Origin of the sequence: Caballeronia sp. LZ065 (genome assembly GCF_031450975.1) — a bacterium.
Taxonomy (GTDB): domain Bacteria; phylum Pseudomonadota; class Gammaproteobacteria; order Burkholderiales; family Burkholderiaceae; genus Caballeronia.
Map to the genome: position 1 here is coordinate 219,976 of NZ_JARUXV010000002.1, position 12,903 is coordinate 232,878.

General features: G+C 65.1%; 13 protein-coding genes. 2 read left to right on the forward strand and 11 right to left on the reverse strand.

Going from position 1 to position 12,903, the window contains the following annotated elements; all coding sequences use genetic code 11:
- Positions 1–9: 9 nt before the first annotated feature.
- The 11 genes from QCE63_RS15180 to QCE63_RS15230 all read right to left on the reverse strand — a co-directional run bounded on the left by QCE63_RS15180 (position 10) and on the right by QCE63_RS15230 (position 10,365).
- Entirely contained in the window at positions 10–828 is an 819-nt protein-coding gene (locus QCE63_RS15180; RefSeq protein WP_309834116.1) for an aldo/keto reductase, read from the reverse strand.
- A 4-nt stretch (positions 829–832) separates the two neighbouring features.
- A complete protein-coding gene (locus QCE63_RS15185) occupies positions 833–1,591 on the reverse strand; it encodes an enoyl-CoA hydratase/isomerase family protein (RefSeq protein WP_309834118.1) in 759 nt (252 codons plus the stop codon).
- Between the two features lie 10 nt (positions 1,592–1,601).
- Positions 1,602–2,768, reverse strand: coding sequence for a dihydrodipicolinate synthase family protein (locus QCE63_RS15190; RefSeq protein ID WP_309834119.1), 1,167 nt, complete (start codon positions 2,766–2,768; stop codon positions 1,602–1,604).
- Between the two features lie 40 nt (positions 2,769–2,808).
- A complete protein-coding gene (locus QCE63_RS15195; RefSeq protein ID WP_309834122.1) occupies positions 2,809–3,609 on the reverse strand; it encodes a 3-ketoacyl-ACP reductase in 801 nt (266 codons plus the stop codon).
- Complete coding sequence (locus tag QCE63_RS15200; protein ID WP_309834123.1) at positions 3,585–4,850, reverse strand: TRAP transporter large permease; 1,266 nt, start codon at positions 4,848–4,850, stop codon at positions 3,585–3,587. Before QCE63_RS15200 ends, QCE63_RS15195 begins: the two co-directional genes overlap by 25 nt.
- The gene (locus QCE63_RS15205; protein ID WP_309834125.1) at positions 4,847–5,407 is read right to left on the reverse strand and encodes a TRAP transporter small permease; all 561 of its coding nucleotides are present in this window, start codon (positions 5,405–5,407) and stop codon (positions 4,847–4,849) included. Before QCE63_RS15205 ends, QCE63_RS15200 begins: the two co-directional genes overlap by 4 nt.
- A 22-nt stretch (positions 5,408–5,429) precedes the next feature.
- Positions 5,430–6,413, reverse strand: a complete 984-nt coding sequence (locus tag QCE63_RS15210) for a TRAP transporter substrate-binding protein (protein WP_309834127.1) — start codon at positions 6,411–6,413, stop codon at positions 5,430–5,432.
- Between the two features lie 205 nt (positions 6,414–6,618).
- A complete protein-coding gene (locus QCE63_RS15215; RefSeq protein WP_309834128.1) occupies positions 6,619–7,656 on the reverse strand; it encodes a LacI family DNA-binding transcriptional regulator in 1,038 nt (345 codons plus the stop codon).
- A gap of 64 nt (positions 7,657–7,720) precedes the next feature.
- A complete protein-coding gene (locus QCE63_RS15220; RefSeq protein WP_309834129.1) occupies positions 7,721–8,536 on the reverse strand; it encodes a shikimate dehydrogenase in 816 nt (271 codons plus the stop codon).
- Positions 8,533–9,579, reverse strand: coding sequence for a Gfo/Idh/MocA family oxidoreductase (locus tag QCE63_RS15225; protein WP_309834130.1), 1,047 nt, complete (start codon positions 9,577–9,579; stop codon positions 8,533–8,535). Before QCE63_RS15225 ends, QCE63_RS15220 begins: the two co-directional genes overlap by 4 nt.
- Positions 9,580–9,672: 93 nt before the next feature.
- The gene (locus QCE63_RS15230; protein WP_309834131.1) at positions 9,673–10,365 is read right to left on the reverse strand and encodes a TetR/AcrR family transcriptional regulator; all 693 of its coding nucleotides are present in this window, start codon (positions 10,363–10,365) and stop codon (positions 9,673–9,675) included.
- 326 nt (positions 10,366–10,691) lie between these two features.
- On the opposite strand from QCE63_RS15230, the gene QCE63_RS15235 reads away from it, so the two are divergent.
- Together QCE63_RS15235 and QCE63_RS15240 are read left to right on the forward strand one after the other, a co-directional pair.
- Entirely contained in the window at positions 10,692–11,450 is a 759-nt protein-coding gene (locus QCE63_RS15235; RefSeq protein WP_309834132.1) for an enoyl-CoA hydratase/isomerase family protein, read from the forward strand.
- A 107-nt stretch (positions 11,451–11,557) separates the two neighbouring features.
- Positions 11,558–12,901, forward strand: a complete 1,344-nt coding sequence (locus QCE63_RS15240; protein WP_309834133.1) for an MFS transporter — start codon at positions 11,558–11,560, stop codon at positions 12,899–12,901.
- The last annotated feature ends 2 nt before the right edge of the window (positions 12,902–12,903 follow it).

Sequence of the window (12,903 nt, forward strand, 5' to 3'; positions counted from 1 at the left end):
AGGTTTCCTTCAGTCGAAGTCGGGCGCGTCGGGCATGCGCTCGCGATTGACGATGCGGTAATTCGTCGAGTTGAGCGCGTCGATGCGATCCATGTCGATGCTCGACAGCGTGAAGTCCATCACGTCGAAATTGGCCTGGATGTTTTCGCGCCGGGTGGACATCGTGTTGATGGTCACGCCCTTCTGCAGGATCCAGCGCAGCGCGGCCTGCGCGGCCGTCTTGCCATAACTCGCGCCGATCTCCTCGAACAGCGGGTATTTGAAGATCTCGCCGCGCGCCACCGAGCAATACGACGACAGCGGAATGCCCGTTTCCGTGGCGGTGCGCAGCAGCACGCGCTGATCGAGCAGCGGATGGAACTCGACCTGGTTCGTGATAAGCGGGCGCTTCGTCGCGGCTTTCGCGGTGCGCATCATCGCGGCGGTGAAGTTGCTGATGCCGATATGACGCGCGAGGCCCGCCTGCACCGCTTCTTCGAGCCGTTGCACCGAGGGCGCGACATCTCCATGAGCGGGCGGCCAGTGCAGCAGCAGGATATCGACCCGATCGATTTGCAGCTTCGCGAGGCTCTCGCGCAGCGATGGCAAAAAGGCTTCGGCGGAGTCGTTGGCGGGCGCGATCTTGGTCGTGATGCACAGCTCCTCGCGCGTCACGCCGACGGCTTGCAGCGCTGTACCGACATCGGCTTCGTTGCCGTACATCTGCGCGGTGTCGATGGCGCGGTAGCCGGTTTCGACCGCCATACGCAACGCGTCCTGGAGCGCCTGACCTTGCAGCGGCCAAGTGCCGAACGCACGTTGATGAGTACCCTGGAAGAGTGGATTCATGGTGTCAGAAGGAAGCAGTGGTCTTGTCGATGAACGCGCGGATGCCGCGTTCGGCGTCCGCGCTGGAACGGATCGCGAGCGCGGCCACCGGATAGGCCGTGCGGGCGTCCTTGTGGTCGTCGATGATCAGCGCCTTCGCCAGCGCGGCGGCGCGCGGCGAGACGCGGCACAGGCGCGTGGTCCAGTCGGTGAGGCGGGCAGGCAGGTCCGCGGGCGCGCAGACCTCGTTGAGCACGCCCCAGTGCAGTGCAGTCTGCGCGTCGATCTCCCGCGACAGCAGCACGGCTTCGAGCGCGCGTCCCCGGCCCGCGATGCGTTGCAGCCGGTCGCCGCCTTCCCAGCCCGGAATGGCGCCGATGGCGACTTCCGGGAAGCGCAGGCGGGCAACGTCGGTGGCGAGCCGCAGATCGCAGCACAGCGCCAGTTCCAGTCCACCGCCGAAGCACAGGCCCTCGATCACGGCGACGGTCGGGCAACGCAAGCGCTCGAAGCGTCCGAACAACTCGTTGCCCTTGCCGATCCATTGCTGCGCGAAGGCCTCCGGATCGAGCGCCGACCATTCGCGGATATCGGCACCGGAGGAGAACACGCCGCCTTCAGTGCCGTGCAGCACGACGGCGCGAATCGTGTCGTCCTGCTCGACGCGCGCGATGGCGTCGTCGAGTGCGGCGAGCATCGCGAAGTCGAGCGCGTTGGCCTTGCCCGGGTTGCTCAGTTGCAGCGTGAGCACCGCATCTTCGCGGCGTGCGAGTAGCTGTCCCATGCGCGTCGCCTCAGTCCTGGGTGACGCCGTGGACGGCGAGGAAAGTTTTCATGCGCATGACCGCGAGTTCGGGTTGCCGCAACAGACCGGCGGCATCGGCGAGTTTGAATAGCTCGACGAAGTACGGCAGCGGACGCATGGCCTGATGGCCGGCCAGCATCGTCATGTGCGGCTGATGGCCGTTCAGATGCGCAAGGAAGACGATGCCGGTCTTGTAGAAGCGCGTCGGCGACCGGAAGATATGGCGCGACAGCGGCACCGTGGGCGCGAGGATGTCGAGGAAGCGCTCGCGCCGTCCCGCGGCCAGTTCGCCGAGCGCGGCCGATGCGGCAGGCGCGATGGCGTCGAAGATACCCAGCAGCGCGTGCGAATAGCCTTGCTCGTCGCCGGCAATCAATTCCGGGTAGTTGAAGTCGTCGCCGGTGTACATCTTCACGCCAGCGGGCAGCAGGCGGCGCATGTCGATCTCGCGTTGCCGGTCCAGCAACGACACCTTGATGCCCTCGATCTTCGAGGCGGACTCCGTCATCACTTCGAGCGCGACGTCCCGCGCGGCGCTCAGGTCATCGGCGCCCCAGTAGCGGACCAGCGCGGGATCGAACATGTCACCGAGCCAGTGCAGGATCACTGGCTGGTCCACCTGCGCCAGCACCCGCCGGTACACCGAAACATAGTCCACCGGCGTGCGCGCCACGCGGGCCAACGCGCGGCTCGCCATCAGGATCAGGCGGCCGCCTGCGGTCTGGATCGCATCGACTTGTTCGAGCCAGGCGCTCACCACGGCGTCGAGCGAAGTGACGGAGGCGGGATCGAGATGATCGGTGCCGCAGCCGTTGAAGACCGGCACCGGACTGTCCGACAACTCGGCGCGCGTGCGGCGGATCAGTTGCAACGAGTCTTTCCAGCTCAGGCCCATGCCGCGCTGGGCGGTATCCATTGCTTCGGCGATGCCCAGACCCAAACCCGCCAGATAGCGGCGGTATTCGAGCGTCCGGTCCCAGTCGATGGCGCCGCCCTCGGACGGTTCGACGTCCGCGAACGGATCGGCCACGACGTGCGCCGCCGAAAGCGCGATACGGTTGAACGGCGCGGCGGGGCGAGCTTCTGGAAGCGGCGTGCCGGTAAGCGTGTAGCGCTCGAGCGCACCGGTCGATGTGGGCAGTTTCAAGCTGTTCATAGGGCGTTATCCGGGGTAATCGGAAGAAGAGGGAACGCGCTCACAGGCGCGGAACCGACAGCGCGCCGTCGATGTTGAGCACGCTGCCCGTCGCGAACTGCATCTGTCCGGAGGCCAGCGCCGCGACCGCTGAAGCGACGTCGGCCGGAACGCCCCAGCGCCGCATCGGCACGACGCCGTCGGCGATGCGTTCGTCATGGCGCGCGGCGACGGCCTCGGTCATCGGCGTGCGGATGATGCCGGGGCGAATCTCGAACACGCCGATATCCAGCGGCGCGAGGCGCAGCGCGAACAGCTTGGTGAGCATGCCGAGGCCGGCCTTCGACATGCAGTATTCGCCGCGCTCCGTCGAGGCCAGTTCGGCGCTCACCGACGACACCGTGACGATGGTGCGCGCGTGTTGTGCAGGGTGCGTGTCCTCTGCCATGTGGCGCGCCACGGCCTGCGTGAAAAAGAACGTGCCGCGCATGTTGATGTCGATGACCTTGTCATAGGAGCGTTCACCGAGTTCGAGCAGGTCGCCGCGCGCGTCGGCGGACACGCCCGCGTTGTTCACCAGGCAGGCGATCGGCCCGCATGCCCCGACGATGCGCTCGACCAGCGCGCGATGCGCGCCGCTGTCGGCGAGATCGTGCTGCCAGAAGGCCGCCCGTGCGCCGTGCGCTTCGGCGGCAGCGAGAACCTCGTCAGCGCCGTCTTCCGCGATGTCGAGCAGCGCGAGATCGAAGCCCTGCCGCGCCAGTTCCGCCGCGATGCCCGCGCCGATGCCGCGTCGCGCGCCGGTAATCAGCGCCAGCGGCCGGACGGCGCGCGCCGCTAGTAGAGAAGATGAGGAAGCCATTCGGAGAACGCGGGCACGAAGGCCAACAGGAGGATGGTGACGAACATGATCGCCATGAAGGGCAGCATCGGGCGCATCAGGTTGACCATCCTGATGTTAGCGACGCCGGTGACGATGAAGCATGCGGTGCCGATCGGCGGCGTCACGAGCGAGATGCCCACGATGGCAATGGCGAGGATCGCGAAGTGCACGTCGCTGTAACCGGCGTCCTGTGCGATCGGCAGGAACAGCGGGATCAAAAGGATGAGGGCGGGAATGCCGTCGAGCAATGCGCCCAGCAGCCAGAACACGACGACGATGAACACCGTGAAGACGAAGCGGTTGCCGGTCAGGTGCGAGGCGAACTCGGCGACCTGCTCGCCCACCGAGTTGTACGCCAGCATGTAGCCGAGAATCTGCGCGACGCCCACCAGCGACAGCACGATGGCGCTGGTGCGGCCCGCCTTGATGAGAATGCCGGACCAGGCGCGCGTCGGAATGGAGCGTTGCAGCAGCGTGATGATGGTCACGTAGGCCACTGCTGCCGCCGCCGATTCTGTCGCGGTGAAGAAACCCATGAAAATGCCGCCGAGGATGATGACGGGCGCGCCCAGGGCCGGGATCGCGAGCAGGAAGGCGCGGCCCAGTTCGCGCACGCTGATGTGGACCGGCGCCACTGGCGGCTCCGAACGCGCGCGGTACATGATGATGAACATCTTCGTGACGCCGACCAAAATGGCCGGCAAGGTGGCCGCGAGGAACAGCTTGGTCACCGACATGTTCGCGACCGTGGCGAGCACGATGATGGTGATCGACGGTGGAATCAGGATGCCGGTGCCGGCCGCCGCCGCGATGATCGCCGACGACCATTCCTTGCGATAACCGGCTTTCTCCATCGAAGGCAGCATGGCCGAGCTGATGGCAGCGGCATCGGCGTTGACCGAGCCGCTCAGGCCGGAAAACACCATGGTCGAAGCCACGGCGCTGACGCCCAGTCCGCCCGGCACGCGGCCCACCAACAGGTTCATGAAGCTGACCAGCTTGCCGGCCGAGCCCGAGTGAAACAGGATCTCGCCGGCAAGGATGAACAGCGGCACGGCGAGCAGCGTGAACGAGTCCACGCCGTGATACATCGCCTGCGCGATGTTGGTGAGCGGCAGGCCCTGCATCAGGCCGTCGATGGTGCCGACCACGCCCAGCGACGCGATGATCGGCGCGCCCGCCAGCACGAACAGCGCGAGAAGTCCGATGGTCAGAATCATTGCGTCCTCGTTTCGGCGGAGCCGTGTGCGTGGGCATGAGCATGGTCGGCATCGGCATGGGCGAGCAGGTCCCAGGCATGCGCCAGCAGATGCAGCAGGCCCAGCGCGCTGCCGGCCGGGATGGCGGCGAACGAGATCCATTGCGGGATGCCGCTCGGCGTGATCTGGTCGAAGCCCAGTTGCATGAACTGCCAGCCGCCCCACGCGAGCGCGACGAGCAGCGCGCCCATCAAGAGCATTTGTACAAGCGACGCAAGCACGAGCCAGCGGCCCGAGAGCCGGTCTTCGAACAGTTCGAAGGCCACGTGCACCCGGTCGCGCACGCCGACCGCGATGCCGATGAAAGTCATCCAGATCATCAGCGTGACGCTGACCTCGATGTTCCACGAGAGCGACACATGGAAGACGAAGCGGGACACGATGCCCGCCAGCACGACGCAGAAGATCGCGAAGACCAGAACGGCGATCAACAGATCTTCGACGCTCGCGAGCACGCGGAACGGCGCAGTCTGATTGATGCCGTCCCTGCGCGCGGAGGAACGCGAATCGGGTTTCATGGCGGGCACCTGGGGCGGTTGATCAGAGGTCCGGCAGGTACTTCGCCAGTTCGGAGAAGTTCGAGCGGTACTTGGCATAGATCGGTTTGACGGCTGCGCGGAACGCGGCGCTGTTCGTGTCGTTGAATTCGACGCCGTTCTTCTTCGCTTCAGCGAGATACTTCGCGTCCGACGCCAGCCACAAGTCGCGCTCGTGCTGCTGGGCCTGCGCGGCGGCCTGCTTCACGGCGTCCTGCTTCTTCGGGTCGAGCGAGTCGAACCACTTCTTGCTGGCGAGCATCGGGTCGATCGAGAAGAAGTGATTGGTGTACGAGTAATGCTTCGCCACCTCGCTGTGATGCTGCTGGACGAAGAAGGTCACCGAGTTCTCGGCCCCGTCCACCACGCCCTGCTGCAATGCCGAATAGATCTGCGTCGTGTCCAGCGGCGTGGCCTGCGCGCCGAACTGGTTGAACGTCGCGATCATGATCTGGTTGCCCTGCGTGCGGATCTTGAGACCCTTCATGTCGTTCGGTTCGTTGATGGCGCGCGTGCGGTTGTAGACGCTGCGCAGACCCGAATCGAACCAGCCGAGCAGCACGAAATCGAGCTTCTCCAGAATGCCGCCGTAGGCCTCGCCCAGCGCGCCGTCCTGCGCGGCGAACAGCGTCTTGCGATCCGGAAACGCGAAGGGCATCGCGAACAGACCGAGGCGCTTGTCATAGCCTTCGAGGTCCGCCACGTTCGCCACCGTGATTTCCAGCGTGCCATTGCGCAGTTGCTCGTTCATGCGGGTGTGCGAACCGAGCACGCCGTCCGGGAACACGCGGGCGTCGAAGCCGGTGGTCTCCTTGAGACGCTTCGCCATCAGGTTCTCGGTGATCACTTCCGGGTTGTGCCGGTCCACCACGTCGCCGATGCGGATCGTCTGGCTGTCCGCGCGGGCTAAACGCGGCAGGCAACCGGCCGCCGCCGAGGCGACCGTGAGCGTCAGGAGTTTTCTGCGAGAGAGGAGGTAGTCGCGCATGCGTCGGATTCCTGTGGTTCTTGTGGTCGTGACGCACGACGGGCGGCACGGATGGGCCTATGGCCGTCGTGTTTGCGCACACGCTTCCGGCCGTCAGGTCGATTGAGTAGATCGATCTACCTGAAAGGTTAGGGGCTGCGCCGGTGTGACGCAAGCGGATTTTTATAAGGGAAACCCGAACCGGGCGAAGGGGTAAAGCGAGCGATCAGGCCGCGTCGGGACGTCCGCCGCAGGTGCCGCGAATGATGAGCACCGGGTCGGAGAGGATGCGCGTGACGGTGCGCGACGGCTCCGTCATGCGCTTGAGCAAGAGGTCTGCGGCGCTCTGGCCGATTTCGTCCTGCAAGACCTGGACCGTGGTGAGCGGCGGCTCCCAGAGTGCGGCTTCGGGGACGTCGTCGAAGCCGACCACGCCGAAGTCGCGCCCCGGTTCGATGCCGTGCGCGCGCAGACCGAGCATCACGCCGAACGCGACGATGTCGTTGCCGCAGACCACAGCCGTAGGCGGATTCTTCAGGCGCAAGAGTTCGGTGATGATGCGCTTGCCGTCGTAACGCGTGAGCGGCGAGGGCACGAGCAGACGTTCGTCGAACTTGATCTTCGCGGCCTGCAAGGCTTCGCGATAGCCTTCGGCGCGGTCGCTGCCGGTGGAGGCGCGCATGATGCCGCCGATCATCGCAATGCGCTTGTGGCCGAGCCCGATCAGATGCGAGGTTGCGAGCGCCATGCCGCGGCGGTTGTCGACGCCGACGTAATCGGCCTGAAGTCCGCTCACATAGCGCGACGCAAACACGCACGGGATGCCCCACGCCAGCACCTGGCGCATCTGCGCGGCCGTGGTGGATTCGGTCGGACAGACGATGAGGCCGTCGATGTTGTGCTGCCTCACGGTTTCGAGAAAGCGGCTTTGCCGGTCGAGTGACTCGTCGGTGTTGCCGAGCAGCGTCATGAATCCCTTCGTGCTGAGGCTCGCCTCGATGGCGCGGACCAGCATCGTGAAGTAGGGATTGGCGAGGTCGTTGACGACCACGCCGACTGTATGCGTCTGGTTGCTGCGCATGCCCGCCGCATGGCGGTTGTAAACATAACCCTGGCGTTTGAAGGCTTCCAGTACGCGTTCGCGCGTGGCTTCGGAGATGCGGGGGCTATTGCGCAGCACGAGGGAAACCGTGGCGCGGGACAGGCCGAGTTCGTTGGCGATGTCCAGCAGCGTGACGGGAGAGCCTGGTTTGCCTCGGGACATGGGGAGCGCTTGAAGATTCGTATGTCCGGAGTGTATATGAATCAGATGCGCCGGCCGGGGCGCACTACATCGGTTTCAGGCCAAAGAATTCAGCGACGATCTCCGCCTGGTTCTCCAGCAAATGCCTTCCCAGATGCGTGCGATGGCCGCGTTCTTCAGCGCGGCGCAGCAGCGGCGTCCATTCGGGCTTCATGATGATGTCGGCCACGAGCGCGTTGCGGTCCAGTTGCTCGATGGAAAAGGGCAGCGCATCGCCTTCGGCCATGCCGCAGGGCGTGGCGTTGACGACCATGTCTACGTCATTGGGTTGAGGTTCGCCGGACGCGACGTTCACCTGCGGATACGCCTGCGCGATCTCCGCGACGAGCGCGTCCTGCTTCGTTCGGTCAACATCGATCAGGCGCAGCGACTTCACGCCGGCGCTGGCAAGCGCGTGCGCCAGCGCCTTGCCCGCGCCGCCCGCGCCGGCCTGGAACACGGCCATGCCGCGCGGGTCGTGGCCCTGCTTGCGCAGGCCGCGCGTGAAGCCTTCGCCGTCGTACATCTCGCCGACCCACTCGCCGGATTCCGCGCGGCGCATGCAATTGATGGCGCCGACCTTCTGCGCGATCGGCAATAGCCGGTCGACCCAGCTGGTCATCGCAATCTTGTGCGGCACCGTGACGACGATGCCGTCGAGATTGGCGATGCGCTTCAATCCGGCAATGGCGGTTTCGAGCGATGCCGCTGGAATCTGCATCGGCACGAGCACTGCGTTCACGCCCATGCGCTGGAAGATGGCGTTGAACACCAGTGGTGAGCGCGCCTGCGCAATCGGATCGCCGACAATGGCGAACAGGCGTGTGTCACCGCTAACGGCGGCATTCAGGGCAGAAGTCATGATGTCGAACCTGGGCTGACGTGCATGGGTTGGCGGGCGGCCGACGAAGCGATCAGCGCATCGATCAGCACATGGACATCCAGTGCGCTGCGCAACGAGGCAACCGGTTCGACGCCGCGCGTTGCGGCCTCGACGAAGCTGGCCATCACGGCCCGGTGTGCATGATGCGAGAAGGCCATCGGGTCCGCGCCAGAACCGAGCGAGGCCGTTTCGCCTTCTTCGAGCGCCGAGCCGTCCATGTATTGCACGCTGAGCTTGCCGCCGCCGAGCGTGGCGCCGCCCTTGCTGCCGCTGATCTCGATGCGTTCGGGAAAGCCGGGATAGATGGCCGTGCTGGCGTGCAGCGATGCCACACAGCCATTGCGATAGCGCATGACGCCCGCGACCGTGTCCTCGCATTCCATCCGGTGCGCGGGACTGGTGACCGCATAGGCGAAGACTTCATCCGGCAGCCCGACGAGCCACACGAACAGGTCCAGCGTATGGATGGCCTGGGTCATCAACACACCGCCGCCGTCGCGCGCGAGCGTGCCGCGCCCCGCTTCGTCGTAATAGGACTGCGGACGCCACCACGGCACAGCCACGCTAACGCTGTGAATCTCGCCGAGCGCGCGTGCATCGAGCAACTGGCGCAGCTTGCGCGCTGCATCGCGCGTACGGTGCTGCAACACCGCCGCCGCGACGATGCCATGCTGCTCGCAACACGCAACCAGTTCGCGTGCGCGCGCAGTGGTGACGTCGATGGGCTTCTCCACCAGCAGATGCTTGCCCGCCGCCGCGATCCGCGCGCCGAGTTCGAGATGCGTGTTCGGCGGTGTCAGCAGCAGCACGCCGCTCACGTGTTCGTCGTTGAGGGCCGTGTCCAGATCCAGCGTGACGCGCGCGTGCGGGAAGCGGCTGGCGAAGGCGCCCGCGCGTTCCGCCGAGCGCGCCACGACGTGACGCACGCTCACCCGGTCCTGCAAGTCGAGCAGCCCCGCCAGATGCGGCGCGGATGCCATGCCCGCGCCCACGACGGCAATGCCAAAGCCAGTCTCGTTCATAGAATGTCTCCGTGCGAAGACATTAAGGTAGATCGATCTAATTGTCCAGTAGGCTTAACGCCGACTGGGCGATCCGCAGCGTGTACGAGAGACTTACCGGGTGTATTTCGCGAGCACGACGCGCGAGAACGAGTTCATGAACTGTTCGACGCGTTCGAAGCCGCCCGCGTCCTGCGCGAACACCGAGAGGCTGTCGATCAGATGCGTCAGCAGAAGAATCAGGTCTTCCTTCGGCGTATCGCGTTTGAGTTCACCGCTGCGGCTCGCTTGCTCGACGGCCACTTCGACCGCCGCGTGAATCTCGGTGGTGAAGCCCGCGAGCGCGGCGCGCGCTTCGTCGGTCAGCACGTCGCTTTCCATGCGCAGGCGTCCGATCAGGCTCCACGGCTTGCGTGTCTTGCCGCCGGGATTGTATTTGCGGAACAGGCTGCGGTTGTAGCCGATCTCGGCCTGCAACTTGTCCTGCAAGGAGAGCGCTTCATCGAGCCAGATCTTCTTCTGGCCTTCCGTGGCGCCCGCCACGTAGTCCTTCACCACTTCCTCGACGAGGCTGTTCTTGTTGCCGAAGTGATAGTGGATGTTGGTCGTGGTGATGCCGAGTTCCTTGGCGATCACGCCAAACGTTGTCTTGTGATAGCCGTGCGCGATCAGGAGCCGCTTCGCCAGGTCCTTGATGCTGTCGTACATCGACGAGCGCTTCGGCGCGGCGGCGCTCGGGTCGCCCTTGCCGGCCTTGGTGGCTTTCGCGGGCTTCGCGGGTTTCGCGGCTGCTGTGGTCTGACTCAACGTGGCACCTCGGTGAGGATCGGAGGGTTGACTGGGCCTCACACGGGGCGAGAAGAAACGGGCGTGACGGGCGGGAACCGGAGCATGCCGCGTTCTGCGATCCGGCACTTTTCCGCGGCTGATTTTACACGACCCTCATTCTTTTCCCTTGGCCGTCCTTGCCGAAAAAGCACTGCGCCGCCTTCGTTCGCTGCGCCTCAAATTTCCGTTGCATGACGCCCGGGATTGATGATAATGTCCGCTAAAGCTACTTACTAGTAAGTAAGTATGAGGGAAAACGCGAACAGCGCGAGACTGCTCCGGCGGTCGATAAAACAGGAGGCGCGATGCAGGTGAACATGGTGGTGCGGCGTCACGGCGCGGTGGCCGAGATCGTCATCAACCGTCCGGAGAAGATGAACTCGATGACGCCCGAGATGACGCAGGCGCTGGTCGAGATCCGTCAGGACATCGAGCGCGATGCGGCGATCCGCGTCGTGCTGCTGCGCGGCGAAGGCGAGCGCGCGTTCAGCGCGGGCAGCGACCTGCACTCGCTCAAGACGTACCAGACGGCGTGGGAGTTTCGTGCGCGCACCGACTACGCGATGGTGGTGCGCGACTTCACCAAGCCCGTCGTCGCGGCCTTGAAGGGCTGGGTGCTGGGCGGCGGGCTGGAGATGATGCTCGGCGCGGATATCCGGGTCGCGGGCAAGAGCGCGAAGTTCGGCGCGCCCGAAGTGCTGCGCGGCTGGGTGGGCGGCGGCGGCGCGTCGCAGATGCTGCCGCGTCTCGTCGGTTACGGTCAGGCCATGCGTCTGCTATTGACGGGCGATACCATCGACGCCAACGAAGCGCGCGATATCGGGCTGGTCGAGATGGTGGTGGAAGACGCGGAAGTCGTCGATAGCGCCATGGCGCTATGCCGCAAGATGGCCGAGTTCAGCCCCATCGCGACGCAATCGGTCAAGGCCGCCGTGCGCGCGGCGCTGTCGATGAGCGTCGAGCAGGGCATCCGCTACGAGAACGAATTGACCTCGCTCTGTTTCGCGTCGGGCAATTACGAGTCGGGCGCCAACGCGTTCGGCAACCGGGCGAAGTCAGACTGATTCATGCAGCAGTACCGTCCGCCGCAACAGGCGGAGGGATTTCCGTCAACGTGCACCGCGAGATCGCGGTGTCGCACAAAATCAAAAGTGAAGCAGGAGACAGCGCCATGCAACCAGCACACGCGCAGAAGGCAGACCGCAGGAATATCCGACGCGCCGTGTTCGCGTCGACCCTCGGCACCATCATCGAGTGGTACGACTATGGTCTGTACGCCGCGGCGTCGGGCCTCATCATCAACAAGCTGTTCTTTCCGCACCTCTCGTCGCTGGCCGGCACGCTGGCCGCGTTCGCGACTTTCGCCGTGGGCTTCATCATTCGCCCGCTGGGCGGCATCGTCATTTCGCACATCGGCGACAAGTACGGCCGCAAGCCGGCGCTCGTGTTTTGCGTGACCATCATGGGGGCGGCCACGGTCGGGCTGGGAATACTGCCCACCTGGGAACAGGCGGGCATCATCGCGCCGCTGTTGCTGGTGCTGATGCGCATGATGCAGGGCTTCGGCGCGGGCGCGGAACTGGCGGGCGCGATCACGCTGATCGCCGAATACACGCCGCCGAGCCGGCGCGCGTTCTTCACGTCGATCCCGAATGCGGCCACCAACTTCGGCGTGATGATTGCAATCGCAACTTTCCTGCTGATCTCGTATGTGCCCGAGGACATCCTGTTCTCGTGGGCATGGCGCGTGCCGTTCCTGCTGTCGCTTGGGTTGTTCGGCGTCGCCATCTACATTCGCTCGAAGCTCGATGAAACGCCTGAGTACGTCGCGGCCATGGAGAAGGCCAGCAAGAAGTCCAAGGCCGAGAAGGTGCCGTTGGCGCAACTGTTCCGCAACAGCCGGCGCGAACTGCTGTGCGGCTTCTTCGCGATGGGCGGCCATCAGGCGCTCAGCTACGTGCTCAATACCTTCGCGCTCAGCTATATGACGAACACGGTCGGCATGGCGAAGTCGGACAGTCTGGTGGTGCTCATCATCGCGCTGGGCTTCTCGCTGTTCTGCGCGCCCATCGGCGGCATGCTCGCGGACCGCTTCGGCAGCGCCAATATCTTCGCCGCCGGCGCGATGATCGCACTCGCGCTCGTGTACCCGCTGTTCCTCGCGATCGATTCGAAGAACGTCGTGCTCGCCACCATTGCCATGAGCGCGGTCTACGGCATCAGCTGGGGCTGCACCTGCGGCGCGCAGGGCGCGTTCCTCGCCAACCTGTTTCCCACGCAGTACCGCTTTTCAGGCATAGCGATGTGCCGCGAGATGTCCGGCGCACTCATAGGCGGGCCGACGCCGTTCATCGCCACCGCGCTCGTGGCTTATGCGAACGGCAAGCCGACCTACGTGATGGTGTTTCTTGCGGTCTTCAGCTTCCTGACGCTGGTCGCGGCGGTGCTCGGCAAGCAGCTCTCACGGCATCGGGACGATGAGCTCGCCCTGCCGGAAGCGCGCACGGCGGCGTGACG

Coding starts and splice junctions, on each gene's coding strand:
- QCE63_RS15180 (WP_309834116.1), bottom strand. CDS start 828: ATGAATCCACTCTTCCAGGGTACTCATCAACGTGCGTTCGGCACTTGG.
- QCE63_RS15185 (WP_309834118.1), bottom strand. CDS start 1,591: ATGGGACAGCTACTCGCACGCCGCGAAGATGCGGTGCTCACGCTGCAA.
- QCE63_RS15190 (WP_309834119.1), bottom strand. CDS start 2,768: ATGAACAGCTTGAAACTGCCCACATCGACCGGTGCGCTCGAGCGCTAC.
- QCE63_RS15195 (WP_309834122.1), bottom strand. CDS start 3,609: ATGGCTTCCTCATCTTCTCTACTAGCGGCGCGCGCCGTCCGGCCGCTG.
- QCE63_RS15200 (WP_309834123.1), bottom strand. CDS start 4,850: ATGATTCTGACCATCGGACTTCTCGCGCTGTTCGTGCTGGCGGGCGCG.
- QCE63_RS15205 (WP_309834125.1), bottom strand. CDS start 5,407: ATGAAACCCGATTCGCGTTCCTCCGCGCGCAGGGACGGCATCAATCAG.
- QCE63_RS15210 (WP_309834127.1), bottom strand. CDS start 6,413: ATGCGCGACTACCTCCTCTCTCGCAGAAAACTCCTGACGCTCACGGTC.
- QCE63_RS15215 (WP_309834128.1), bottom strand. CDS start 7,656: ATGTCCCGAGGCAAACCAGGCTCTCCCGTCACGCTGCTGGACATCGCC.
- QCE63_RS15220 (WP_309834129.1), bottom strand. CDS start 8,536: ATGACTTCTGCCCTGAATGCCGCCGTTAGCGGTGACACACGCCTGTTC.
- QCE63_RS15225 (WP_309834130.1), bottom strand. CDS start 9,579: ATGAACGAGACTGGCTTTGGCATTGCCGTCGTGGGCGCGGGCATGGCA.
- QCE63_RS15235 (WP_309834132.1), top strand. CDS start 10,692: ATGCAGGTGAACATGGTGGTGCGGCGTCACGGCGCGGTGGCCGAGATC.
- QCE63_RS15240 (WP_309834133.1), top strand. CDS start 11,558: ATGCAACCAGCACACGCGCAGAAGGCAGACCGCAGGAATATCCGACGC.